Annotated in this window: 23 protein-coding genes; 10 read left to right on the top strand and 13 right to left on the bottom strand. The window is 65.7% G+C overall.

Translation table 11 applies throughout. The features are described 5' to 3' along the window. Positions 1-5 precede the first annotated feature (5 nt). A complete protein-coding gene (gene ppk1 / locus KVP70_RS18985) occupies positions 6-2,102 on the bottom strand; it encodes a polyphosphate kinase 1 (protein ID WP_217943737.1) in 2,097 nt (698 codons plus the stop codon). A 304-nt stretch (positions 2,103-2,406) separates the two neighbouring features. On the opposite strand from ppk1, the gene pstS reads away from it, so the two are divergent. From pstS to phoR, 7 genes are all read left to right on the top strand, one after another. Continuing rightward, complete coding sequence (gene pstS / locus KVP70_RS18980) at positions 2,407-3,453, top strand: phosphate ABC transporter substrate-binding protein PstS (protein ID WP_217943736.1); 1,047 nt, start codon at positions 2,407-2,409, stop codon at positions 3,451-3,453. A gap of 97 nt (positions 3,454-3,550) precedes the next feature. Beyond that, a complete protein-coding gene (pstC, locus tag KVP70_RS18975; protein WP_416053862.1) occupies positions 3,551-4,606 on the top strand; it encodes a phosphate ABC transporter permease subunit PstC in 1,056 nt (351 codons plus the stop codon). Then, positions 4,606-5,475, top strand: a complete 870-nt coding sequence (gene pstA, locus KVP70_RS18970; RefSeq protein ID WP_217943735.1) for a phosphate ABC transporter permease PstA — start codon at positions 4,606-4,608, stop codon at positions 5,473-5,475. The genes pstC and pstA overlap by 1 nt, the downstream gene beginning before the upstream one ends. 35 nt (positions 5,476-5,510) lie before the next feature. Further along, positions 5,511-6,311, top strand: coding sequence for a phosphate ABC transporter ATP-binding protein PstB (gene pstB / locus KVP70_RS18965; protein WP_020706065.1), 801 nt, complete (start codon positions 5,511-5,513; stop codon positions 6,309-6,311). A gap of 37 nt (positions 6,312-6,348) precedes the next feature. Beyond that, positions 6,349-7,062, top strand: coding sequence for a phosphate signaling complex protein PhoU (gene phoU, locus KVP70_RS18960; RefSeq protein ID WP_020706066.1), 714 nt, complete (start codon positions 6,349-6,351; stop codon positions 7,060-7,062). Between the two features lie 18 nt (positions 7,063-7,080). After that, positions 7,081-7,770 carry a response regulator gene (locus KVP70_RS18955; RefSeq protein WP_020706067.1) on the top strand — a complete coding sequence of 230 codons (690 nt, stop codon included), beginning with the start codon at positions 7,081-7,083 and terminating at the stop codon, positions 7,768-7,770. Continuing rightward, on the top strand, positions 7,770-9,083 hold the full coding sequence (gene phoR / locus KVP70_RS18950; RefSeq protein WP_217943734.1) for a phosphate regulon sensor histidine kinase PhoR: 1,314 nt from the start codon (positions 7,770-7,772) through the stop codon (positions 9,081-9,083). Before KVP70_RS18955 ends, phoR begins: the two co-directional genes overlap by 1 nt. Here the strand turns inward: phoR and KVP70_RS18945 are convergent. The 4 genes from KVP70_RS18945 to KVP70_RS18930 form a co-directional block, all read right to left on the bottom strand. Next, positions 9,080-9,688 carry a hypothetical protein gene (locus KVP70_RS18945; protein ID WP_229224928.1) on the bottom strand — a complete coding sequence of 203 codons (609 nt, stop codon included), beginning with the start codon at positions 9,686-9,688 and terminating at the stop codon, positions 9,080-9,082. The genes phoR and KVP70_RS18945 overlap by 4 nt on opposite strands. A 169-nt stretch (positions 9,689-9,857) precedes the next feature. Continuing rightward, the gene (gene aroQ / locus KVP70_RS18940; protein WP_217943733.1) at positions 9,858-10,451 is read right to left on the bottom strand and encodes a gamma subclass chorismate mutase AroQ; all 594 of its coding nucleotides are present in this window, start codon (positions 10,449-10,451) and stop codon (positions 9,858-9,860) included. 14 nt (positions 10,452-10,465) lie between these two features. Further along, a complete protein-coding gene (locus tag KVP70_RS18935) occupies positions 10,466-11,212 on the bottom strand; it encodes a CPBP family intramembrane glutamic endopeptidase (RefSeq protein WP_229224927.1) in 747 nt (248 codons plus the stop codon). A 166-nt stretch (positions 11,213-11,378) separates the two neighbouring features. Beyond that, positions 11,379-12,191: a MipA/OmpV family protein gene (locus tag KVP70_RS18930; protein WP_217943731.1), complete on the bottom strand. Its 813-nt coding sequence runs from the start codon at positions 12,189-12,191 to the stop codon at positions 11,379-11,381. A gap of 177 nt (positions 12,192-12,368) precedes the next feature. On the opposite strand from KVP70_RS18930, the gene KVP70_RS18925 reads away from it, so the two are divergent. After that, on the top strand, positions 12,369-13,031 hold the full coding sequence (locus tag KVP70_RS18925) for a glutathione S-transferase family protein (protein WP_217943730.1): 663 nt from the start codon (positions 12,369-12,371) through the stop codon (positions 13,029-13,031). Between the two features lie 6 nt (positions 13,032-13,037). Here KVP70_RS18925 and KVP70_RS18920 read toward each other — a convergent pair whose 3' ends face one another. After that, a complete protein-coding gene (locus KVP70_RS18920) occupies positions 13,038-13,571 on the bottom strand; it encodes a phasin family protein (protein WP_217943729.1) in 534 nt (177 codons plus the stop codon). Positions 13,572-13,823: 252 nt separating this feature from the next. On the opposite strand from KVP70_RS18920, the gene KVP70_RS18915 reads away from it, so the two are divergent. Then, a complete protein-coding gene (locus KVP70_RS18915; RefSeq protein ID WP_217943728.1) occupies positions 13,824-15,638 on the top strand; it encodes an FAD-dependent oxidoreductase in 1,815 nt (604 codons plus the stop codon). Between the two features lie 12 nt (positions 15,639-15,650). Here the strand turns inward: KVP70_RS18915 and KVP70_RS18910 are convergent, their stop codons facing one another. Continuing rightward, positions 15,651-16,961: a M24 family metallopeptidase gene (locus tag KVP70_RS18910; RefSeq protein WP_229224926.1), complete on the bottom strand. Its 1,311-nt coding sequence runs from the start codon at positions 16,959-16,961 to the stop codon at positions 15,651-15,653. A 107-nt stretch (positions 16,962-17,068) separates the two neighbouring features. Here KVP70_RS18910 and KVP70_RS18905 point away from each other — a divergent pair, with 107 nt between their 5' ends. Next, a complete protein-coding gene (locus KVP70_RS18905) occupies positions 17,069-17,842 on the top strand; it encodes an alpha/beta fold hydrolase (protein ID WP_217943727.1) in 774 nt (257 codons plus the stop codon). On the opposite strand, the gene KVP70_RS18900 is transcribed toward KVP70_RS18905, so the two are convergent. Genes KVP70_RS18900 through KVP70_RS18875 form a run of 6 tightly spaced genes read right to left on the bottom strand, consistent with a single transcriptional unit; the run spans position 17,839 to position 25,031 of the window. Further along, complete coding sequence (locus KVP70_RS18900; RefSeq protein ID WP_217943726.1) at positions 17,839-19,644, bottom strand: MFS transporter; 1,806 nt, start codon at positions 19,642-19,644, stop codon at positions 17,839-17,841. The two genes, KVP70_RS18905 and KVP70_RS18900, sit on opposite strands and share 4 nt — an antisense overlap. 11 nt (positions 19,645-19,655) lie before the next feature. Further along, positions 19,656-20,759: an N-acetylglucosamine-6-phosphate deacetylase gene (gene nagA / locus KVP70_RS18895; protein WP_217943725.1), complete on the bottom strand. Its 1,104-nt coding sequence runs from the start codon at positions 20,757-20,759 to the stop codon at positions 19,656-19,658. Positions 20,760-20,762: 3 nt separating this feature from the next. Beyond that, positions 20,763-21,530 (bottom strand): DeoR family transcriptional regulator, encoded by a 768-nt coding sequence (locus KVP70_RS18890; protein ID WP_026335293.1) that lies wholly within the window; start codon positions 21,528-21,530, stop codon positions 20,763-20,765. A gap of 33 nt (positions 21,531-21,563) precedes the next feature. Next, on the bottom strand, positions 21,564-22,937 hold the full coding sequence (locus KVP70_RS18885; RefSeq protein ID WP_217943724.1) for a D-tagatose-bisphosphate aldolase, class II, non-catalytic subunit: 1,374 nt from the start codon (positions 22,935-22,937) through the stop codon (positions 21,564-21,566). Further along, entirely contained in the window at positions 22,934-23,896 is a 963-nt protein-coding gene (locus tag KVP70_RS18880) for an ROK family protein (protein WP_217943723.1), read from the bottom strand. The genes KVP70_RS18885 and KVP70_RS18880 overlap by 4 nt, the downstream gene beginning before the upstream one ends. Continuing rightward, positions 23,883-25,031, bottom strand: a complete 1,149-nt coding sequence (locus KVP70_RS18875; protein ID WP_217943722.1) for an AgaS family sugar isomerase — start codon at positions 25,029-25,031, stop codon at positions 23,883-23,885. The genes KVP70_RS18880 and KVP70_RS18875 overlap by 14 nt, the downstream gene beginning before the upstream one ends. Between the last annotated feature and the right edge of the window lie 264 nt (positions 25,032-25,295).

Raw genomic sequence — 25,295 nt, 5'->3', positions numbered from 1 at the left:
TCCGCTTAGTCTCCCAGATGGGCGCCGGGCATGCCCAGCGTTTCCATCAGGTGCTGCTGGGCGCTGTGGGGCAGCTGCTTGCCGCGCGCCTTGCGGCGCTGGTAGTGGCCGTCCGCTTCCAGCTCCCAGGCGTTTATATTATCCTTTAAATATGGGTTCAGGCCTTCGTTCAATACGCGGCGCTTGAGCGCCTTGTCGAGGACGGGGAAGGCCACCTCGATGCGGCGGAACAGGTTGCGGCTCATCCAGTCGGCGCTGGCCAGCATGACGTCGTGCGCCAGGTCGTTGCGGAAGTAGTAGATGCGGCTGTGTTCGAGGAAGCGGCCGATGATCGAGCGCACCTTGATGTTTTCCGACAGCCCCGGCACGCCCGGCTTGAGCATGCAGGCGCCGCGCACGATCAGGTCGATCTTGACGCCGTCCTTGGAGGCCGCGTACAGCGCGCGTATCACCGATTCGTCCACCAGCGCGTTGATCTTGACGATGATGCGCCCCGGCCGCCCGGCGCGGGCGATGCGCGCCTCGTTGCGGATGGCCTTGATGATCTCGTTGTGCAGCGCGAACGGCGCCAGCCACAGGTGCACCAGCCGGTGCGGCTTGGTCAGGCTGGTCAGGTGGATGAACACCTCGTTCACTTCCTGGCTGATGCCCGGATGGCAGGTCAGCAGGCCGAAGTCGGTGTAGAACTTGGTGGTGGTCGGGTGGTAGTTGCCGGTGCCCAGGTGGGCGTAGAAGCGCAGCTTGCGGTCTTCGCGGCGTATCACCAGCGCCACCTTGGCGTGGGTCTTGAGGCCGACCACGCCGTACACCACCTGGGCGCCGGCCTGTTCCAGCTTGTCGGCCCAGTTGATGTTGGCTTCTTCGTCGAAGCGCGCCTTGAGCTCGACGATCACGGTCACCTCCTTGCCCGAGCGCGCGGCCAGGATCAGCGATTCCATCAGGTCCGAGTTCATGCCGGTGCGGTAGATGGTCTGCTTGATCGCCACCACCGCCGGGTCGAGCGCGGCGCTGCGGATGAAGTCGATCACCGTCTGGAACGACTGGTAGGGGTGGTGCAGCAGGATGTCGCCCTCGCGCAGCGCGGCGAAGATGTCCGGGCTGCCCGGCTTTTGCGCGATGCCCGGGTAGAACGGCGGGAAGCGCAGCGCCGGGTTGTCGACGTGGTCCATGATCTCGGTCAGGCGCACCAGGTTGACCGGGCCGTTGACGGCGTACAGCCGGCTCTGGTGCAGGCCGAACTGGTCGAGCAGGAATTGCGACAGCTCCGGCGGGCAGTTCTTGGCCACCTCCAGCCGCACCGAGGTGCCGAACTGGCGGCCCTGCAATTCGCCCTTAAGCGCCTGGCGCAGGTTCTTGACCTCGTCCTCGTCGACCCACAGGTCGGAGTCGCGGGTGACGCGGAACTGCGAATAGGCGATCACTTCGCGGCCGGCGAACAGGTCGGAGATGTGGGCGTGGATAATGGACGAGAGCAGGCAGAACGAGACGCCGCCGCTCTTCGACAGGTGGTCGGGCAGGCGGATCACGCGCGGCAGCACGCGCGGCGCCTTGACGATGGCGATCGCCGTGCCGCGGCCGAAGGCGTCCTTGCCGGACAGCGAGACGATGAAGTTGAGGCTTTTGTTGACGACCTGCGGGAAGGGGTGGGCCGGGTCCAGGCCGATCGGCGTCAGCAGCGGGCGCACTTCGGTGTCGAAGTATTCCTTGACCCAGGCGCGCTGCGCCTCGTTGCGTTCGTTGTGGCGCACCAGATGCACGCCGTTGGCGGCCAGCTGGGGCAGCACTTCCTGGTTGAGGATTTCATACTGGTGGGTCACCAGCGCGTGGCACTCGCTGCTGATGCGCGACAGCGTGGCCACCAGCGCCGGGTGGTTCGACAGCGAACCTTCGACGCTGCCGGCCGCCAGCAGGCTGGCCACGCGCACTTCGAAGAACTCGTCGAGGTTGCTGCTGGCGATGCACAGGTAGCGCAGCCGCTCTAATAAAGGGATGCTCTTGTCCTCCGCTTGCGCCAGCACGCGCCGGTTGAACATCAGTTGCGACAGTTCCCGGTCCAGAAACGCGGAGTTCTTGTTCACTTCAGCATGCAAGTCAGGCTTCATGTCTTTTTGTTCACTTTGCAAGTAGTCTCATTCTATCCTGTATCGCGGAAGAATGATGCAACAGTGTAAATAAGAAATATGACAACTGCGTGACATCGCATGTCATAAATGACTTTGATGACGCGCCAATTATGACAGGATGGGCGTAATATATGCCGGCACCATGGCCTGTTCTCAGAGGGGAGAGGGCGCAAATCCGGGCGGAAATAACTATTTTTGACATATTTCGGTCATGTCATAAACCTGTCATATTGCCCCGGTAGACTGCGCAGCATCCTAACCTGTCATAACAAAAGGACTTGATATGCGACTGAAACAACTGTTCTCTTCCCTGGTAGTAGGCGTCACGGCCGTCATGGCCTTCTCGTCCGCCGCCCACGCCGCCGATATGACCGGCGCCGGCGCCACCTTCCCTTATCCGATCTACGCCAAGTGGGCCGAGTCGTACAAAGCCGCCACCGGCAACGGCCTGAACTACCAGTCCGTCGGTTCGGGCGCCGGTATCAAGCAGATCAAGGCCAAGACCGTCGATTTCGGCGCGTCCGACATGCCGCTCAAAGCTGAAGAGCTCGACGCGGAAGGCCTGATGCAGTTCCCGGCCATCATGGGCGGCGTGGTCACCGTGGTCAACCTGGAAGGCGTCACCCCTGGCCAGCTGAAGCTGACCGGCCCGGTCGTGGCCGACATCTACCTGGGCAAGATCACCAACTGGAACGACGCCGCCATCGCCGCGCTGAACCCGGGCGTGAAGATCCCTGCCGGTGAAATCACCGTGGTGCACCGCGCCGACGGTTCGGGCACCTCCTTCCTGTTCACCGACTACCTGTCGAAAACCAGCCCGACCTTCAAGACCCAGATCGGTTCCGGCACCGCCGTGAAATGGATCGTCGGCGTCGGCGGCAAGGGCAACGAAGGCGTCGCCGCCAACGTGCAGCGCATCAAGGGTTCGATCGGCTACGTCGAGTGGGCCTTCGCCAAGAAGAACAAGATGTCGCACACCCAGCTGAAAAACAAGGACGGCAACTTCCTGCAGCCTGACGACGACTTCTTCAAGGCCGCCGCCGCCAACGCCGAGTGGACCAAGACCCCGGGCTTCGGCGTGGTGCTGACCGACCAGGCCGGCAAGAACTCGTGGCCGATCACCGGCGTGTCCTTCATCCTGATGCACAAGGCACAGGCTGACGCCAACAAAGGCAAGGAAGTCATCAAGTTCTTCGACTGGGCCTTCAAGAACGGCGGCGCATCGGCTACCGAACTGGACTACGTTCCACTGCCAGCATCGGTCGTGAAACTGGTGCAGGATGCCTGGAAAGCCAACCTGAAAGACGCAGCGGGCAAGGCCATCTACTAATCCGGACTTCCCTTCGCCACGCAGCATGTGGCGAGGGGGTTAGCCTGCGCCTCCCGACCGGGAGCCGCAGGCTAGCTACCATCCACGAGACAACAATATGAGCGCTGATATCACTTCCACGCCACTGAACAAACCGGAGCCGGCCATGCAGACCGCCACCGCCGCCGCTGCCGGCGTTACCGCAGCCGAGCAGGCCGCCAACCAGGCCATGCACCGCACCATGCGCAACCAGCGCATCCAGGATTTCATCTTCCACAAGACCACCATGTTGTTCGCGCTGTCCGTGCTGGCGGTGCTGATGGGTATCATCATCTCGCTGATGGTGGGCGCCTGGCCGGCCTTCAAGGAATTCGGCCCGGCCTTCATCACCACCGTCGAGTGGGACCCGGTCAACGACAAGTACGGCGCGCTGATCGCCATTGTCGGCACCCTGGCCACCTCCGGCATCGCGCTGCTGATCGCCTTCCCGGTCAGCTTCGGCATCGCGCTGTTCCTGACCGAGATCTGCCCGGCCGGCCTGCGCCGTCCGCTGGGCACGGCGGTCGAGCTGCTGGCCGGCGTGCCGTCCATCATCTACGGCATGTGGGGCCTGTTCGTGTTCGCGCCGCTGTTCGGCGACTATGTGCAGCCGCTGCTGAAAAACACCGTTGGCCACCTGCCCATCATCGGCCAGTTCTTCAGCGGCCCGACCATGGGCATCGGCATCCTGACCGCCGCGCTGATCCTGGCGGTGATGATCATCCCCTTCATCTCCTCGGTGATGCGCGACGTGTTCGAGATCGTGCCGGCGGTGTTGAAGGAATCGGCCTACGGCCTCGGCTGCACGCGCTGGGAAGTGGTGCGCAAGATCGTGCTGCCTTACACCAAGACCGGCGTGGTCGGCGGCGTCATGCTGGGCCTGGGCCGGGCGCTGGGCGAGACCATGGCCGTGACCTTCGTCATCGGCAACGCCAACAAGCTGTCGTGGTCGCTGTTCGCGGCCGGCAACTCGATCGCCTCGACCCTGGCCAATGAATTCGCCGAAGCCGACACCCCGTTGCATGTGTCCTCGCTGTTCGCGCTGGCACTGATCCTGTTCGTGATCACCTTTATCGTTCTGTCCGCCGCCAAGCTGATGTTGGCCGGCATGTCCCGCAAGGAAGGCGTCAAATAATGAAGCACGCATCTACTCAAGCCATCAATCCGGTCTATCGCAAACGCTTGCTGACGCACCGCATCGGCATCGCGCTGTCGGTGGCGGCGATGTCGGTCGGCCTGCTGGTGCTGGCGTGGATACTGGTCACGCTGGCCATCAAGGGCTTCGGCGCGCTGAGCATGAACCTGTTCACCCAGACCACGCCGGCGCCGGGCAGCGAGGGCGGTGGCCTGATCAACGCCATCGTCGGTTCGCTGATGATCGTCGGCCTGGCCACGGCGATCAGCACGCCGATCGGCATCCTGGCCGGCATCTACCTGGCCGAGTACGGCGAAGAAAACAAGGTGGCGGCGGTGACCCGCTTCGTCACCGACATCATGCTGTCGGCGCCGTCGATCGTGATCGGCATGTTCGTCTGGGCCATGTACGTGGCCACCGCCAAGCACTATTCCGGCTACGCCGGTTCGGTGGCGCTGGCGCTGATCGCGGTGCCGGTGGTGGTGCGCACCACCGACAACATGCTGCGCCTGGTGCCCAACAGCCTGCTGGAAGCGGCCTTCGCGCTCGGCGCGCCGCGCTGGAAAGTGGCGATGATGGTGCGCCTGCGCGCGGTCAAGGCCGGCGTGATCACCGGCGTGCTGCTGGCCGTGGCCCGCATCTCCGGCGAGACCGCGCCGCTGCTGTTCACCGCGCTCAACAACCAGTTCTTCAGCGCCGACATGAACGCGCCGATGGCCAACCTGCCGGTGGTGATCTACAGCTACGCCATGAGCCCATACGACAACTGGCGCGAGCTGGCCTGGGGCGGCGCGCTGCTGGTGACCTTCAGCGTGCTGGCGCTGAATATCATCTCGCGCACCCTGTTCAGCCAAAAAGTCCCGAATTAAACCTGACTATCAAAATCTGATAAAAGCGATCCATAATGAATACGCAACTGAGCCAAGAGAATGTGGTAGCCGCCAACGGCAAACGTAAAACCATCGAGATTTCGGGCCTGAATTTTTTCTACGGTAAAACCCAGAGCCTGACCAACGTCAACCTGGACGTGCACGAGAAGCAGGTGACGGCCTTCATCGGTCCTTCCGGCTGCGGCAAGTCGACCCTGCTGCGCACGCTCAACCGCATGTACGACCTGTACCCTGGCCAGCGCGCCGAAGGCTCGATCATGTACCGCGGCCGCAACATCCTGGAAGAGGGCCAGGACGTCAACATGCTGCGCGCCAAGGTCGGCATGGTGTTCCAGAAGCCGACCCCGTTCCCGATGTCGATCTACGACAACATCGCCTTCGGCGTGCGCCTGTATGAAGACCTGTCCAAGGGCGAGATGGACGAGCGCGTCGAATGGGCGCTGAAGAAGGCCGCGCTGTGGGGCGAGGTCAAGGACAAGCTGAGCAAGTCCGGCCTGTCGCTGTCGGGCGGCCAGCAGCAGCGCCTGTGCATCGCGCGCGGCGTCGCCGTGAAGCCGGACGTGCTGCTGCTGGACGAACCGACCTCGGCGCTGGACCCGATCTCGACCTCGAAGGTGGAGGAGCTGATCAGCGAGCTGAAGCAGGACTACACCATCGCCATCGTCACCCACAATATGCAGCAGGCGGCGCGCTGCTCGGACTACACCGCCTATATGTACCTGGGCGAGCTGGTGGAGTTCGGCGAGACCGACCAGATCTTCATGAATCCGGCGCGCAAAGAGACGCAGGACTACATCACCGGTCGCTTCGGCTGATCGAACTTATAATAGCAAAACGACTACGGAGCTCAGCATGATCGGTGAACACTCATCCAAGCAGTACGACAACGAATTGGAAGCCATCCGCAGCAAGGTGCTGCTGATGGGCGGCATCGTCGAGACCCAGTTCCTCGACGCCATGACCTGCTTCCGCATCGGCAATCCCGAGCGCGCCGACCGCGTGATGCGCGAGGACGACGCCGTCAACCAGCTGGAAGTGTCGCTGGACGACGCCTGCAGCCACCTGATCGTGCGCCGCCAGCCGGCCGCCAACGACCTGCGCACCATCATGGCGACCATCAAGGTGATCACCGACCTCGAGCGCATCGGCGACGAGGCGACCAAGATCGCCCGCACCGCCAAGGCGCTCCACGCGCGCGGCGCGGTGACCGTCAACCACTACGAGATGGTGCGCGGCATCGCCAACAACACCAGCGACATGCTGCACGACGCGCTCGACGCGTTCGCCCGCAACGACGGCAAGCAGGCCTTGCAGCTGATCGCCCAGGACGCCGTGATCGACCACGAGTTCCGTTCGATCATGCGCAACCTGATCACCTTCATGATGGAAGATCCGCGTACAATCTCGGCCGCGCTGGACACGCTGTGGGTCGCCAAGGCGATCGAGCGCATCGGCGATCACGCCAAGAACATCGCCGAATACGTCATCTACGTCGTCGAAGGCAAGGACATCCGCCACACCAAGACCGCACCGATACCGGACGACGTGCCTGAGCAGGCGCAGTAAGAAACACAAAAGAGAAAAATGGCATCCGATAAAACTACCGTACTGATCGTCGAAGACGAGCCAGCCATTGTCGAGCTGGTGACGTTTTCGCTGCGCGAGGCAGGCTGGAACTGCTGCGCCGTGCAAAGCTGTTCCGAGGCCTGGGACTTCATCCAGACCAAGACCCCGCAACTGATCCTGCTGGACTGGATGCTGCCCGACCAGACCGGCCTGCGCCTGCTGGCGCGCATTCGTTCCGACCGCCAGTTCAATGAGATCCCGGTCATCATGCTGACCGCCAAGAGCATGGAAGAAGACAAGCTGGCGGGCCTCAACAGCGGCGCCGACGACTATGTCACCAAGCCGTTCTCGCCGCGCGAGCTGCTGGCGCGCGCCAAGGCGCTGTTGCGCCGCAAGAGCCCGGAGCATGCGCAGGCCACCATGCGCGCGGCCAACGTGATGCTGGACCCGGTCAGCTGCACGGTGTTGATGGACGAGCAGAAGATCGATATCGGCCATGCCGAGTACAAGCTGCTGAAGTTCCTGCTGGCGCATCCGGAACGGGTGTTCTCGCGCAGCCAGCTGCTCGACAAGGTGTGGGGCGACCATGTGGTGATCGAGGAACGCACCGTCGACGTCCACGTGCTGCGCCTGCGCAAGGCCTTGAAAGAGGCCGAGCATCTGATCAAGACGGTGCGTAGCGTGGGCTACATGCTGTCGGAGAAATAATGAATCCAAGACTGGTGTTCTGGGTGCCGGCCGCGCTGCGCACCGCCATCATCCTGGCGGGCTGCGCGACGCTGGGCTGGATGTTCGGCTGGGTCCAAGGCCTGGTGCTGGCGCTGCTGGCCATGATGGTGATGGTGTTCGTGCAGCTGTCGTATTTGTACCAGTTGAGCAACTGGATGGACGATCCGCAGAGCGCCAAGCTGCCCGACGGCTGGGGCGCCTGGACCAATATCTTCTCGCGCCTGTACCGCATGCGGCGCGACGACGAGAAGAACCAGGCCGAGCTGACCGAATGGCTGGCGCGCTTCCGCCAGGCCATGCATCTGCTGCCGGATGGCGTGGTCATCATGGACGACGTGCTGTTCCTGGAGTGGTGCAATCCGGCCGCCGAGAAACACCTGGGCCTGACGCACGAGCGCGACAAGGGCATGCGCGTGACCAACCTGGTGCGCAGTCCGGATTTCATGGACTACATCATCCTCGGCCGCTACGAGCAGCCGCTGACGATCAGCTTCCGCGAGCGCAAGCTGATCGTGCATATCATTCCGTTTGAAAACCGCCGCCAGATCCTGGTGACGCACGACGCCACCGAGAGCGAGCGCATCGAAGAGATGCGGCGCGACTTCATCGCCAACGCTTCGCACGAGCTGCGCACGCCGTTGACGGTGATCGTCGGCTTCCTGGAGATCGCTGCGTCCGAGGGGCTCGATGCGGCCACCCGTTCGGCGCACCTGAAGCTGATGACGGAGCAGGGCCACCGCATGCAGCATCTGATCGAGGACATGCTGACGCTGTCGCGGCTGGAGTCGGTCGATTATCCGATGCGGCCGGAGCGGGTCGATGTGGCCCAGCTGATGGAGCAGGTGCTGCGCGATGCGCGGGCGTTGTCGGCCGGCAAGCACGAGATCACCATGGCCGTGAATGGTCCGGACATCATGGGCAGTTATGAAGAGCTGCACAGTGCTTTCGGCAACCTGGCTTCGAACGCGGTGCGCTACACGCCGGCCGGCGGCAAGATCCAGCTGGTGTGGAAAGAGTATGAAGGCGGCGTCAAGTTCATGGTGGAAGATACCGGCATCGGCATCAGCCCGGAGCACATCTCGCGCCTGACCGAGCGCTTCTACCGCGTCGACAAGAGCCGTTCGCGCGAGACCCAGGGTACCGGGCTGGGGCTGGCGATCGTCAAGCACGTGCTGCTGCGCCATGGCTCGACCTTGCAGATCAAGTCGGAGGCGGGCAAGGGCAGTTCCTTCCTCGTCTGCCTGCCGAAGACGGCCATCGTGCAGAAGCAGCCGGAGTTGTTGCTGAACTAGTAGGCGACGTCTTCCAGCCGGTAGCGGAACTTTCTGCGCTCCGGCAAATCCCAGCCAGGTTCGCGGTCGGTGTTTCTTGGCACTGCTGCCACGGGTGGCACCAAGACGGGGGGCACGTCCCCTTGGGCGGCGGCGTCCTTTATCGGTGCCGGCCTCTGGGTTTCCGCCGCAGCCGACTTCTCCGCCGCAGCTAATTCTGCGCGAAGCCTGTTGGCTAGCTTGAAGGTCTTATCGCCCGGTCGGCGGACGTATAAATCGTGCCATGCACTGCGCGTCGAGCGCGCGAACGATTGTGCGAACTGGTTCGGCGAGACCGCGCGGCCATTGTGAATGATCTGGTCGCCCTCAACGCATGCGTAATTGTTCTCGCCGTAGCTCCATGATTTCAACACGGTGCCTTCGGGAAGAAACAGTGATTTCCATTGGTAGCCGTGCAGGCCTGCGGGATCGGCACCGGGCGCGAATGCGGCCGGGTCGGCGAGCCAGCGTCCGACGGCCAGCGTCATCGCTTCCGAGATATCCTGCGAGCCGCCACAGCGGCGCAGCTTTTCGATCAGTTTGAGCAGGGTATCGGTGGGCACCTGCACGGTCATTGTGGTATTCATTCGATTTTTCCCCCTATTTTTTTCGACTTTCCCATATTTAGACCGGCATATTCGAAAACAGTTCAATGCTTGAAAAAATCGGGGAAAATTGAAAAGTAAATCGGGGTTTTTCTACAAGGAGCCGGGCGGCGTACCCCATGCGCGTATTCCTATGAGCCGGTCATGCGGCTCAATGCAGCGCCACAAAGGGCGCCAGCGCTTGCTCGACAGCGGACGGACTGAGCGCCGTCGCTTCAAGCGGGCGCAAGGCGCGCGCCACATCGGCCTTGCGCGCATCGGCTTGCAGCACGGCCTGATGGTCGGCCATGCAGTGCAACAGTTGCGCGGTGATCCGGTCGAGTTCTGGACGCACGGTCTTCGCCAAGTCGGGCGCGTCGTCAAACTTGCCGGCCTGTTGTGTCCGCCATTTGGCATACAGTTCGCGTTGCACGATTTTCGATGCCTCGATCTGCGCGCGGAACACCGCTTCGACCCAAGCATCGGCAAGACCGAGCGCGGCGCCTTGCTTGACCGCCGCCTGGATCACCTGCGCCTCGCGCGGCAGGTCGTCGATCGGCGCCTGCACATTCCACTTGGCGCGCGCCACGGCCTGCGCCAACAGCAGGCGTTGGTCGATGGCCAGCCGCAACGGTGCCAGGTCCCTCTGCAAGTCGGGCACGCTGCGCGCAATCATTTCGTCCGGTTGGACGCTGGCGGTCTGGGTCGATGCAAGCGCGCCGGCCAACGGCAGGCAAAGCAGGATGAGTCGTATCACTGCGCGCATGAACTTTCCTCTTATCAGGGGTAGGTGAAGAAAATGAAGTGCACGGCATTGAGCGCGATGTGCACGAGGATGGGCGCTTCGATGCGCTGCGTGGCGTGGTAGGCGTAGGCATAGCCCAGGCCAGCGATGGCGGCAAGTGCTGCATACAGCGGGCCTCCCGCCAGATGGGCGGCGCCGAACAACAGCGCGGAGCAGAGCAGCGCCACCCACGCGCCATGACGCAAGCCGGACAGCGCCGACGCCAGTCGCGCCTGGATGTAGCCACGGAAGAAAGCCTCTTCGGCGACCACCGTGAAGAACAGGTTGACCGCCAGGAATTGCAGCGTGACCTCCGGCAGCTTGAAGGCCGGCTGTACGAAGCCGACGCCGGTGGCAAAGGCCATCACGGCCGCCACGGTGAGCACGAGCACCGGCAAGGTCTTCTTCAGCACGCCGCCAAATTCGGCCAGCGACGCCGTCCGATGGCAAATGAAGGCCAACAAAATCAGGCCGACCGCGCCCTTGTCGAAATTCGCATACTGTGTGAACGGCTTGGCGCCGGCCGAGAACACCGCGCCGGCGATCACGACCGGATTGCTAAACCCCGGTAGCTTGTGGATCGCCAGCGCAAACGCCAGCACCAGCGTGACGACGCCAAACAGTATCCGCAGAGTTTTTTTTGACGCCGTATCCGTCAGCCAGGCGGCGCCGCCGAACAAGGCCAGCGCGACGAAGGCCGGCGCGTGCAGCACGCCCGACAGCGCGCCACACAGCAGCGCCAAGGCAAACCAGATTTGCCAGGGCGCGAGCGGGACGCGGGGAGAGCGTGGGAGCCAGACGGCCCCCACGGACAGGGCGAGGGCGATAAAGGTCAGCAGCGTGAGTGTCGGCATTATTGAGGGAAACGGTAGATGAGTTTCCCTCAATAGTATCACCCAGCTAAGCGGCTTAGAACTTGTAGGCAATGCCCGTCATCAGCAACGGCGTGGTCTTGTGCTTGGTCAGCGGGCTGTCGGCGGCGTCGGAGGCCAACTGCGTGATGCCGAGTACCGTGTGCACCGACCAGTTCTTGTCGAGCACGTGGTTCCAGCTGACGCTGGTCGTGACGTTGGCGATGCCGCCCCTGGCGGTGTAAGCCTTGTAGCCGGAGGTGGCGCTTTGCGCGGCGGTCACGCCGAAGTAGGTTTGCATGTGCTTCTTGTCGGCGTACTCGGTCGACAGGCTCAGGCCGACCTGGTCGCTGGCGGTGGTGTACAGCTGCGTCGCCGCGCCCAGCGTGTAGGTGGCGCCGTGTTCGCGGTGCGCCAGGTTCTGCGTGGTGCTCACGCTCAGGCCGACGGTGCCCACCTGATAGCTGGCGCCCAACACGGCCTGGGCCGCGCCCTGGATGTCGCCCATGCCCTTGAGCGCGTCGGAGCCGTCGAACATATTGCGCTTGTGGTCGGCGCGCGCGCCGCCGTAGCTCAGCGCCGCGCTCAGGCCGACGCCGCTCACGCTGGTCTGGAAGCCCACGCCGCGCATGGTGCTGAGGAAGACGCCGTTGTCGAAGGTGCGCTCGATGTAGGGCAGCGGCACCACGCGGTTTTTCTTGCTGCCGGCGTATTCCGGAACGTAGGCGATGCCGCCGCCCACGGTCAGGCTGTCGCCGGCGGCGGGCGCGGTTTGCGGTCCCGACGACGACGGCAGGTCGAGGGCGTCGGCGTGGCTGTTGCCGCTAAAGGCGCAGAGGGAGGCGAGGGCAAGGCTGATGGCAAGGCGCATGGAAGGTCCTGTGAGGTGGTGGTTCGGTGGTCCGCCGGCGCTTGTTGGAGGTGGCCCGGCGTATGACGGAGCGAAGTGTCGCAACATTTCCCGTCCGCCGCTACCGGCTTGTCTGAAGTATCATCTGCTGAATTGATTGGTACCGCGTGGCGGTGCCCGACCCTCGGAGAGCCGACCATGTCCCTGACGCTGTACTACCATCCACTGGCCTCGTTCTGCCACAAAGTGCTGATCGCGCTGTACGAGAACGCCACGCCCTTCGACAAGCGCTTGATCAACCTGGGCGAGGAGGGCGACCGCGCCGAGCTGGAGGCGATCTGGCCCTTGTGCAAATTCCCGGTGCTGCGCGACCACGAGCGCGGGCGCGACGTGCCGGAGACCTCGGTCATCATCGAATACCTGGACCGTTACTTCCCCGGCCCGCAGGACCTGATCCCGGCCGACTGGGAGGCGGCGCTCGACGTGCGCCTGTGGGACCGCTTCTTCGACAACTATGTGCAGGAGCCGGTGCAGACCATCGTGCTCGGCCACCTGAGCGGCATGCAGTGCGACCAGACCAAGGAGCGCACCAAGCTCAAGACGGCCTACAAGATGATCGAGAAGCGCATGGCCACGCGCAGCTGGATGTGCGGCGACGCCTTCAGCATGGCCGATTGCGCGGCGGCGCCGGCGCTGTTCTACGCCGCCACGCTGTTGCCGTTCCCCGAGGAATATGCGCAGCTCAACGCCTACTTCGAGCGGCTGATCGGCCGGCCGTCCGTCAAGCAGGTGCTGGACGAGGCCAAGCCGTATTTCTCGCTGTATCCGTTCGTCGACGATATCCCGGAACGCTTTCTGTAACAGCCTCTAGTTCTTATTGCCCTGGTCCTCGGCGCTCTGCATCGAGGCCGGCTGCGCCATGGAGCCGTTCTGCGCCGCCAGCTGGGCGAAGTGGTGGGCCTGGTCGATGATTTCCTTGCCTGCAGCCTTGCTCTGGCGCAGCTGCTGGTCGACCTGGGCGGCGGCCTTGTGCGTGACCGCCTCGGCCAGCTCGGTCGCGGTGCGCGCCGCCTGCGGCGCATGCTGCTGCACCACCTGGTTGATGCTGGCCTGGAACTCGCTGGCGACCTGGTTCAGCTGCTGCTGCCACGCCTGCAGCTTGTGCGCCGCCTGCTCGGTCGACGGCATGTCGGCCGGCGTGCGTTCGGCCAGCGGGGTCAGCATGGCTGAGCGCAGCGCTTCGGTGGAATCCTGAAGCCAGTCGCGGCTGAATTGCAGATTCACCTCCGACAGCTTGCGCACCGATTGCAGGGTGGCTTGGGTCAGGTCGCTGAAATAGTCGATGCGGGCGAGCACGTGATTTTTTGCTGCTGGCGAAATGGTTTCCACAAACGAATTCATGTACTTCTCCTGGATGGTGTGGGGCCGAAGAGAGCGTGCTGGAACAGGCGCTTTGGCCGGACGCCTGCAGCACTATCTTCGCAGGTGCAGCATTTTTTTGCCACCCTGGATCTTGCAGGCATCATTCGTTATTCCTGGTCAATAATTTATCCGCTTCGCCACGCCCTTGTCCGTCTCGCCACATAGCGATGGACCGGCGGCGGACGGCTGCGCTAAGGTAGCGCTGTCCCTATCACACATGAAAGCCGCTCCATGAAAAGAAGAAGCTTGCTCAAGTCGGTAGCGGCCTTGCCGCTGATGTCGCTTACCTCGCTGCGCGCCGCCGCCGCCACGGCGCGCCGCCGTCTGCGCCCCGGCGACGCCGCCTGGCCATCGGCCACGGCCTGGCAGCAATTGAAGGAGCGGGTCGATGGCCGCCTGCTCAAGCTGGACGCGCCGTTCGCCGCCTGTGCCGCCAGCGTTGGTGGCGCCAGCGCCCCGGCCTGCACGGCCGCGCTGGACGCGCTGAAAAACACCTACGCCATCGGCGACCAGCCGGCGCTGACGCAGACCAGCGGCTGGCAGGACGCCTGGTCCTCGCAGCCGAGCGCCTACGCGGTGGTGGCGCGCGGCACGGCCGATGTGGTGGCGGCGGTCAACTTCGCGCGCGAGCACAATCTGCGGCTGGTGGTCAAAGGCGGCGGCCATAGTTACCAGGGCACGTCCGACGCGCCCGATTCGCTGCTGGTCTGGACCCGCCAGATGAACGACGCCACGCTGCAGCCGGCGTTCGTCGCGCAGGGCTGCAGCGACGCGCCGCAGGCGGCCGTCACGCTGGGCGCGGGCGCGATGTGGACCGACGCCTACGACGCCGTCACCACGCGCGGCGGCCGCTACGTGCAGGGCGGCGGCTGCACCACGGTCGGCGTCGCGGGGCTGGTGCAGAGCGGCGGCTTCGGCAGCTTCTCCAAGAACTACGGCACCGCCGCCGCCGGCCTACTGGAGGCCGAGGTGGTGACCGCCGATGGCCAGGTGCGCATCGCCAACGCCTGCACCAATCCTGAATTGTTCTGGGCCTTGAAGGGCGGTGGCGGCGGCAGTGTCGGCGTGGTCACGCGCCTGACCCTGCGCACGCGCGAGCTGCCTGAGACCTTCGGCGCGGTGTTCTTCACCATCAAGGCCGCCAGCGACGACGCCTACCGCGCGCTGATCGCGCAGGTACTGGCGTTCTACGCCGGCGCGCTGTTCAACGCCAACTGGGGCGAGCAGATCGGCTTCAACACCGGGAATACGGTGGACGTGTCCATGGTGTTCCAGGGATTGAACCAGCAGCAGGCGGAGGCGGTGTGGGCGCCGTTCCTGGCCTGGCTGGGCGAGCGGCCCGAGTACACGCTGGAGAAGCCGTTCCGCGTGGTGGCGCTGCCGGCGCGGCAGTTCTGGAACCTGGCCTTCTTCAAGAAATACGCGCCCGGCTTCATGCTGGCCGACGAGCGTCCCGGCGCCCCGGCGCACCACGGCGTGTGGAAGGGCGACGCCGACGACGCGGGCTGGTTCATCCACGGTTACCAGTCGGCCTGGCTGCCCGCCACGCTGCTGGCCGCCGAACAGCAGGCGCAGTTGGCTGACGCGCTGTTCCGCAGCACGCGGCACTGGCGCGTGGGCCTGCACTTCAACAAGGGCCTGGCCGGCGCCTCGGCCGCCGACCTGGCCGCCGCGCGCGACACGGCGATGAATCCCGACGTGCTGGGCGCGTTCGCGCTGGCCATCATCGCCGGCGGCGACGGCCCGCGCTATCCCGGCATGCCGGACGCGAACGAGGAGGCGGAGAAGGGCGCGCAGCGTGGCCGCGAACGGGCCGCTTCGATCGGCCGGGCGATGGCGGAATTGCGCAAGGCCGCGCCCAAGGCAGGTTCCTATGTGTCGGAGAGCGACTACTTCCTCAAGGATTGGCAGGGCGCGTTCTGGGGCGCCAACTACGAGCGGCTGGCGCGCGCCAAGCGCCAGTACGATCCGCACGGCCTGTTCTTCGTGCGCCACGGCGTCGGCAGCGAGGACTGGAGCGACGACGGCTTCACGCGCAAAGGGTGACGCCAGTGCGGATCAGGGTTCGAGGTGGGGCGCGCGGCGCGGCACCAGCAGCAGCTCCTTCTGCCGTCCACCGATGTAGCGGATGCCGGCCTGGTCGAAGTAGGCGTCTTCCTCCAGCATGATGCGCACCGGCTCCGCGTAGCCCGGCAGCGCGGTGGCCGCATTGAGTTCGATCGAGTAGGCGGTGCGGTAGCGCAGCGCCTCCTCGCCGCTGCCCGGTACGCCGTCCTGCATGTCCCACATGCCGATGGCGGGACCGGCGGCATGGCCGTGGTAGCCGATCGGATGGGTGTAGATGGTCGGGGTGAGGTTCTCGGCGCGCGCCAGCGCCAGCGCGGACGCCAGCATCTGGTTGCCGGTGCGGCCCTGCCGGAACTGCGCGGTCAGGATGTCCTGCAGGCGGTTGGCGCGGGCGAAGGCCTGCACCAGCGCGGCCGGCGCCGCGCTTTCGCCGGGCTTGAGCACATAGGCGTGCTGCTGCACGTCGGTGTTCAGGCGCAGGTAGGTGATGCCGATGTCCACGTGCAGCAGGTCGCCGGGGATGATGATGTCGGCGTCGGCCAGTCCCTTGCCCTGGCGCTGGATCTCCACCGATGGATGGAACCACGTGTCGTAGCCCAGGTCGCGGATCTTCTGGCGGAACCACCACACCACGTCCTCGCTGGTGGTGATGCCGGGCGTGATCACGCGTTCGGAAAAACCTTCGGCGATGATCTTGTGGGTGGCGTCGACCAGTTGCGGGTAGATCTGCATCTCGCGTTCGGTGCGGGTCTCGAGCCAGCGCACCGCCAGCGGCTCGGCCGACACCACTTTCGACCGGTACTCGGGCGGCAGCGCTTGTAGCAGTTCGGTGTAGTCGGTGTGGTCCATGCCGTCGGCGTGGCCGAAGTGACGCGAGGTGTCGAGCGCGATCCGGTTCGGCTTGCGCTGCTTGACCAGCGCCACCAGCGCATCCCACTGGTTGGGGAATTTCTGCATGTCCCACGCCGCCGCGATGCTCTTGCCGACGTTGTAGCGCGCCACCGCCAGCTTGTCGACGCGGCCGCTGGCCGGGTCGCGGTAGAACAGCAGCACCGTGCGCCGCCGCGCGTTGAGCCACTCGGCCGGCAGCATGGTCTTGAGCACCGGGTCTTCGTTGTATTCGCGCGAGACCACGATCCACATATCGATGCCGGTCTGCGCCATCATGTCCGGCAGCAGCGTGTCGAAGCGTTCGGCCAGCAGCTGGTTGATCACGTTTGCCTGTTCGCGCACGGGCAGCACCTGGGCCGGCGCATGGGCGGCCGCCAGCAGCAGGGACATCGCGAGGAGATATTTTTTCATGCGCCCATTTGACCACAGCGTCCGGCGAAGTCAATCAACTAGCTGCATACTTGTTAAAAAAGCACTCCTGCGTTACGCTGGCGTCAGTCCACTTTCGAGGAGCAATGATGGCATCGATTTTCTACCTGCACGGCGGCCCGGGCCTGAGCGTCGCCATCGAACGCACGCGCTTCCCGCAGGCCGACGACGTGGAGTGGTGGCAGCAGCCGCCTGCCGCGCCGTGCGCGCCGCGCCCTTGTCTGGATTTGCTGGAGGCCACGCTGGCCGGGTTCCGCCGCAGCGCTCAGGCGCACGGCGCGCCGCTGACCGTGATGGCCAGCTCCTTCGGCGCGCACCTGGCGGCCCACGTCGCCAACCATGCGCCGGAACTGGTGGCGCGCGTCGTGCTGCTGGCGCCGACCTACAATCCGGAGCAGGCCGCGCTGCGGCTGGCGCGGCGCGCCTTGTCCGTCAACGCCGCCCATGCCGACGCCCCCAAGGTCGTGGCGGCGCTGGCGGCCTACGAGGCGGCGCCGGGGCGGGCGCGCTTCTGGGACGTGTTCGGCGTGCTGCAACTGCTGCCGGATGTGCCGTCGCTGTATTTCGGTCCGCATGCCGGCGATGCGCCGCGCCATTTCCTCGAGGTGCTGCAGCAGCCGGGCGCCTTTGACGGCCCGACGTCGGTCGCCGTGTCGGACGACTTTGCGGCCAGCTTCCAGCCGCCGGGGCGCAGCGCCTTCAATGGTCCGGTGTCGGTGCTGTTCGGCCGCTACGATCCGATGATCGATGCGGAGCAAGATGGCGCCATCTGGCGCGCCATCTTCCCGCAAGCGAATGTGCGCCTGGTCGACAGCGGCCACTTCCCGCTGCTCGAATCGTCGCTCGAAGCCTGCCTCGCTTAGGGCGCGACTTTGCGCGAGAAGTGGGCGTCGATTTCTTCCAGCGTCTTGCCCTTGGTTTCGGGCAGCAGGAAGGTGGCGGTCAGGAAGTACAGCAGCGCACAGCCGGCGCCGTAGAAGAACAGTGTGGCATAGCCATACTGGCCCACGGTCGGCAGGAACACCGCCGCGATCACGGTGGACACGAACTGGTTGATCAGCAGCGCCACGCTCATGCCGTTGGAGCGGATGCGGTTGGGCATCAGCTCCGACAACGCCAGCCACACACACACGCCGGGGCCGACCGCGAAGCTGGCGACGAACAGGCAAATCGCCAGCGCCACCTGCCAGCCATGCGTGGAAGGCGGCACCGCCGACAGGTGCGCCTGCTCGATGCGCAGGGGCGCGCCGACCGCTTCGGCCGGATCGGCGAACGGATTCAAATGCAGGCGACGGAAGAAGGCGCCGATCACGCTGTCCGCCTGCACCGTGTCTTCACGGGCGACGCGCAGCAGCGGCAGCGCCGGATCGTCGCTGCGGCGGCTTTGCACATTGGTGAACGGGCCGTAGGAATAGGCGATCGACAGCTGCATCGCCGCGCCGTCGGCCGGCGAGCCGCCCAGCGCCTGCAAGGTGGCTGGGTCCAGGCGCAATTCCAGGCCGTTGGCTTGGGTACGCGTTTGCAGCATGGCGCTGATGTCGCGCTGTTCGCCTTCAACGCTGCGGAACAGCAGGCCGGCCGTTACCAGCGCCAGCACGATGCCGCCGGTGCCCAGCATCATCAGGAACTTGCGGCCCTTGCGATCGACCAGCGCCACCGCCACCACCGTCATCACCGCGTTGAGCACCTTGAGCGCGACGTCGGCCATGTTGGCGGTGGCGCCGGGCAGGCCGGCCTGGTTCAGGATGGTGACCACGTAGGCCAGGATGGAATTGATGCCGGTCGCCTGCGTCAGCGCCAGTACCAGGCAAGCCAGCAGGAAGGGCAGCACATAGCGGCGGCTGAGCAGGCGGTCGTTTTCCACCGCGCCGCCGGATGAGGTGACCGGCGACAGCGCCAGTTCGATGTCGCGCAGTTCCGCCTCCGCCTCGGCGGCGGGACGGGTGCGCAGCAGCGCGGCGCGGGCTTGCGCGATGCGGCCCTTGCGCGCCAGCCAGCGCGGCGACTCCGACAGCAGCAGGCCGCCCAGCGTGAACACCAGGCCAGGCGCCAGGCACACCCAGAAGATGCTGCGCCATGCGTGATCCTTGGCCGCGAACACCGCGTCGGCGCGCGCCGCCTCCGCCAGATGCTGCGCCGCCGCCGTGGCGGTTTCCACCGTCTGCGCCTGGAACAATCCAATCAGCGCCGCCGCCACCAGGCCGATGGTCAGCAACAGCTGGAACAGCGCCGCGCCGCGCCCGCGATGGCGCGCGTGCAGGCATTCGGCCAGGTACAGCGGCACCACCACGCCGATCAAGCCGCCGCTGATGCCTTGCAGCAGACGGCCCAGCATCAGCGGCAGGTAGCCGTCGGCCAGCGCGATCAGCGGTATGCTCAAGGTGAACAGGGCGCCGGCCAGCACCATCGCCGCGCGCCGCCCCACCAGGTCGGCCAGCGCGCCGGCGAACAGCGACGACAGCACGGACCCCAGCAGCACCGCCGCGACGATAAAGCCCAGCTGCTGCGCGCTCAGCTTCCACGCCACCGACGCCGTCGATTCCAGATAGGGCAGGGCGCCGGCGATGATGCCGACGTCTATCCCGTAAAGCAGCCCTCCCATACCGGCGATAAACAGCAGAAAGCCCATGGCGCGGGCGGGTGCGGTTGGCAGGGTGGCTTGCATCGAAACTCCGGCTAGTGTGAAGAAAGATCGATGGCTTCGCCTTCTACGAAGACGGCCACCGGCTGCAAATCGGCATTCAGGACCACCAGGTCGGCCCAGGCGCCGGGCGCCAGGCGGCCGCGCTCCGTCTCGCCGAGGTAGTCGGCGGGGTAGAGCGAGAGGCGGTTGGAGGCGTCGGCCAGGTCCAGCCCGAGGCCGACAAAGTTGCGCAGCGCCTGGTCCATCGTCAGCACCGAGCCGGCCAGCGAGCCGGTGGCCAGCCGCACGCAGCCCAGGCACTTGTAGACGCGCTGGCTGCCCAGGCCATACTCGCCGTCCGGCATGCCGGTGGCCGAGGTGGCGTCGGTCACGCCGTACAGGCGCGGGATGGCGCGCAGCGCGGCGCGGATCGCGCCTTCGTGCACGTGCTGCAAATCCGGGATGATCTCGGCGTATTCGGCATGCGCCAGCGCGGCGCCGGCGATGCCGGGGTGGCGGTGGTTGAGCGCCGTCATGCCGTTGAACAGATGGGTGAAGCCGGCCGCGCCGGCGTTCAGCGCGGCCACGCCGTCCTCGTAGCTGCCGTTGCTGTGGCCCAGCTGCACGCGGATGCCCATCTGCTTGAGCATCGGGATCAGGTCCAAGTGGCCGTCCACTTCGGTGGCGATGGTCAGCGCCCGGATAGTCGCCAGTTCGTGATAGCTGCGCACCAGTTCCAGGCTGGCCACGGCCACCGAATCGGCCGGCTGCGCGCCGAGGCGGTGGATGCTGAGGAACGGGCCTTCCAGGTGCACGCCCAGCATGCGCGCGGCGCCGGCCGGGCGCTCGGCGATCACGCCGGCCAGGCCCTTGAGCGCGCGCCGGATCGAATTGTCGGTGGCCGTCATGGTGGTGCCCAGCATCGCCGTGGTGCCGTGGCGCGCGTGGCTGCGCGCCACGCTGGCGCCGGCGTCGCCGCCTTGCATGATGTCGACGCCGGCGGCGCCATGCACGTGCAGGTCGATGAAGCCGGGCAGGATGGTCAAGCCGCTGTCGTTGCCGGCCTGCGCGTCCGCCTGGATGGTTTGAATGCGCTGGTCAAAGGCGATGCTGCCCGTGACCCAGCCTTGTGGTGTGAGGATTCTGCCGCTTAACACTGTTTATTCCGCTATCAGGAGTTCGATGCCGGCTTCCAGCAGGCCATCGCGGTATTCCGCGCTGATGCTGGCGTCGGTAATGACGGTATGGACGCGGTCCAGCTGCACGATGCGGTGCAGGCTGACGCGCCCGAATTTGGAGGCATCGGCGAGGACGATGATTTTCTTGGCCCGCTCCACCATCTTGTGGTTCAGGCTAGCCTCCGCCTCGTGGTGGGTGGTGACGCCGAACTGCAGGTCGAAGCCGTCGACGCCGAGGAACAGCTTGTCGAAGCTATAGGCCTGCAGGCAGGCCTCGGCCTGCGTGCCCTGGATCGACAGCGACTGCTTGCGCAGCAGGCCGCCCGTCAGGATCAAATCGACGCCGGGGGCGTCCGCCAGTTCCCAGGCGATGTTCAGGCCATTGGTCATCACCGTCACGTTCTGCGCCTCGCGCAGGTGGCGCGCCAGCGAGATGGTGGTGGTGCCCGAATCGATGATGATGTTGTCGCCCGGTTGCACCATGCGCGCGGCCCAGGCGCCGATGCGCTCCTTCTGCTCGTGGTTCAACGCGTCCTTCTGCGGAATGGTCTGCTCGGGCGGCGGGGTGCGGGTCAGCGTGGCGCCGCCGTGGCTGCGCGTGGCCAGGCCCTGCGATTCGAGCGCACTGAGGTCGCTGCGGATGGTGACGGCGGAGACGCCCAGCTGGTCCACCAGCGCGGCCACCTGGACCGAGCCGTGTTGGGTAAGCGCCTGCAAGATGGAGGCGCGGCGTTGGCTGGTATTTCGCATTATTGTGCAGTCGATTTTACAAAAACGTCGAGCTTAACAGATCGCAGCCGTGCTGCCAGCCGCCGTGGCCACATCGGCCGTCGCATTTAGCGTGTTGAGCGCGGCTGCGGCGGCGTTGCGGTTGCAGGCGCGCGCATATTGCGCCAGCACGCGGCCTATTTTGTGCTCCATCAGCGCGTCGGCCTTGGTGTCTAGCCGGCCTTGCAGCACTTCCAGGAATTGTTCCGGCAGGTGTTGACTCAGCAGCGACAGCGGAATCGACAGCGCATCGAGGTTGGTGCACAGCTGGTCGACGGCGGCCACCACGGCCGGCTCGCCCCAGTAGTAGCGGCACCGGTCGCTCAGGCCATAGCGGCGCAGCAGGCGCTGTTCGGCGCCGCTGCCGGGGTAGTGCTTGGCCCAGTGTTTGGGCTGCGCCAGCATGGTTTCGTCCAGCACCTGCATCAGGCGCGAAGCGCGGCCGGCCGGCACCAGTTCTTCCTCGATGCGGCACAGCGCCTGCAAGGCTTCGCGCAGCGCGAAGGTGGCGGCCGGGCCGACCTTGAGGATGGCGAAGTGGTCGCGCACCATGTCGTGCAGCGCCGATTCGCGCTGGTAGTCGGTGGAGTGGGCCTCGAACACCAGGCCGGGCTGGCCGGCGACGAAGGCCGACAGCGCGGTGGCCTGGTCCGCGTCGTAGTGCTGGATCTGGCTGTGGTCGAAATCCACACCCGGCTGCACCACCATCGCGATCACGCGGCGCCAGGCGCTGTGCAGTTCCATCGCGAAGAAGGCCAGGCGGTGCACGTCGAGCGTGCGCGCGGCGGCCTTGGGCGAGGTGACCGCGCCGGCCTGCGCCAGGTTGGCTTCACCGCCGGGGATGGGGACTTCGGTGCCGATCACGTACACCGGCGGCGGCAGGCCGGCCTGCTCGGCGGCTTTCTCCGCGACCGCGCACAGGCGCGCCGAGCGGGCGGCGATGGTTTCATCGCTCAGCAGCTGCGGATCGTCGGCGCAGCGCATGCTGCAATCGAGGTGGATCTTGTGGAAGCCGGCGGCGGCGTAGGCGGCGATCAGCGTCTCCGCGTGCTGCATGGCGGTGGTCGCGTCCAGCCCCTGCCAGGCGTTGGGGCCGAGGTGGTCGCCACCCAGCACCAGGCGCTCCAGCGGGAAGCCCTGGCCGCGCGCCAGGTTGTGCACGTAGTCGCGGAAGGCGGACGGCGTCATGCCCGTGTAGCCGCCGAACTGGTCGACCTGGTTCGAGGTCGCCTCCACCAGCAGCACGGTGTCGTAGTCGGCCGCCACGCGCATCGCCGCGCGCAGCACGCTCGGATGGCTGCAGCACACGCTGTACAGGCCTACGGCTTCGCCACGACGGTGGGCGGCGATGATCTGCTGGACGGGGGACAGGGATTCGGTGGTTTTCATGAGTGGTCCGTGAGTTGCTGACGGGCGAGCAGGGCGGCGCCGCGCGCGCCACCGGCGTCGCCGAATTTCGGCGGCAGGATGGGCGGCACGCGCACGCCGGGGAACAGGTGGCGGCGCATCGCGGCCGGCAGCTGGTCGTACAGGTGGGCCAGCTGCGACAGGCCGCCGCCCAGCACGATGGCGTGCGGGTCCAGCGTCAGCACCAGCGTGGCCAGCGCGTGGCCCAGCAGGTCGGCGTGCAGTGCCATGGTCTTGACGGCGATGGCCGAACCGGCGCGCGCCTGCGCGACGATGGCCGCTGGCGTTTCGTCGCCGCCGCCGAGGTGCTGGTGCAGCCGGTTCATGCCGGGACCGGAGACATAGCGCTCCAGGCAACCACGCCGGCCGCAAGGGCACTCGAGGACGGGCAGCGGGGCAGGCGCAAACTGCGACACCAGCTGCGCGGCCGGCAGCGGCCAGTGGCCCCATTCGCCGGCCACGCCGTTGGCGCCGCGCAGCAGGCGGCCGTCGACGCAATAGCCGCCGCCGGCGCCGGTGCCGATGATGGCGCCGAACATGGTCGGCTGGCCGTGCGCCGCGCCGCCTTGCGCCTCCGACAGCGCGAAGCACTGGCAGTCGTTGCCGATGGCGACCGGGCGCTCCAGCGCATCCTTGAGCGCATGGGCCACGGCGCGGCCGTTCAACGCCGGCACGTTGGAGCTGAGCTGCCGTCCGGTGGCGCTGTCGATCACGCCCGGCAGGCCGATGCCGACCGGCGCGCGCAAGCCCAGCGCCTTGTCGGCGCGGCCCACCAGGCCCTGGATCGCCAGCAGGAACTCGGCGAAATCGGTGCCCGGCGTGGCGATGCGCTCGCGGTGGACTTCCTTCAGCTCATGGCCTTCCTCGGCGAACGCCACCAGCTCGATCTTGGTACCGCCGATGTCGATGCCGTGATAGCCGCGTGGTTCAGAATTCGTCATGACGGTAGATGGTGACGCCCTGCACGACACGGTTGACGGTGCCGCCGGCAAAAGGATTATCGGGACGCAGTTGCAGCAGCGCCGACTGGTGCAGCGCGTACTGCTGCGCCATCAGCAGCCACAAAGGAGCCAGCCAGGCGTCCGGCCAGGCCGGCGCGTCGATGCCGATGTCGGCGCCGGCGCCCACGGTCAGGCAGCGGCCGGCGACCTGGTCGCGCTGCAGCTCCAGCAGCAAATCGTGTTCATAGCGGCGCGACAGCGGATCGGAGCTGCGGAACAGCACCACCAGCGTCTCCTTGTTCAACGCCGCCTTGGGGCCGTGGCGGAAACCGAGCGCGCTGTTGGCCATCGCCAGCACGCTGCCGGCGGTCAGTTCGAGGATCTTCAGCGCCGCTTCCTTGGCCAGCGCTTCCAGCGGACCGCTGCCCAGGTAGACCACGCGCGAGACGCGCTGCGAAGCCAGTTCCGCCACCGGCGCCGACCACGCGGCCAGCGCCTGCTCGCCCAGTTGCGCCAGCGTGTCCAGGCGCTCCGGCTGGAAGTCGGGATCGAGCACGCACAACGCCGCCAGCAGCATGCAGGTGAAGCTGCTGGTCATGGCGAAGCCGCGGTCGCAGCTGGCGGCCGGCATCATCAGGTTCAGGGTCTGCTGGTCGGCTGAACCTTCGCCGGCGCCTTGCAGGGCCAGCGCGCCGTCGGCGTTGCAGGTGATGTTGAGGAAGCGCGCGGTCGGCACCATGTCGCGCACCAGCTGCACCGCCGCCGTGCTTTCCGGGCTGTTGCCGCTGCGGGCGAAGGACACCACCAGCGTTGGCGCCGTGCGTTCCAGGTACAGCGCAGGATGGGTCAGCAGGCTGGTGGTCGACAGCGCGCGCACCTGGCACGGCCAGGCGGCGTTGATTTCGTCGGCGATGATCTCGCCCACATAGGCCGAGCTGCCGGCGCCGGTCAGGATCACGCGCTGCTGCGGATTGCTGAGGGTGTCGCCCAGGAAGGCGGCGATGCGGCTTTTTTCCGTGGCGAGGTGCGTCGCCAGTTCGCGCCAGAGGGCTGGCTGATGGACGATTTCTTCGGCGGTATCGAGGCCGCCGATATCGCGCCAGGCTTGTGGGGCACGTTGGAGTAAGTTGGTCATCGAAAGAATTAGTCTGGTTAAGTCAGGGAAAGAATAAGGTTTTATTTTCGGAATGTCAAATTCGAAAGTGAAAAGAAAGTTGGTTCGCAACGCCATAGCGCAGGGCTGTACCAGTTTTGCCACGGAAACGAAAGTATGTTATTCGATCAACTATCAATACGAAAGATTTAGTCGGTTCTTTTTAAATATTTTCTTTCTTTTTGTTGACCGGGCTTATTTTTATTCCTAGAGTAATTGCATCGCAACGCATTTTCTTTCGAGAAG

The sequence above is a fragment of the Duganella violaceipulchra genome (assembly GCF_019166075.1).
GTDB classification, from domain to species: Bacteria; Pseudomonadota; Gammaproteobacteria; order Burkholderiales; family Burkholderiaceae_D; genus Rugamonas; species Rugamonas violaceipulchra.
Note: the sequence above shows the minus strand (reverse complement) of the source record. Positions and strands in the feature narration are given on the sequence as shown.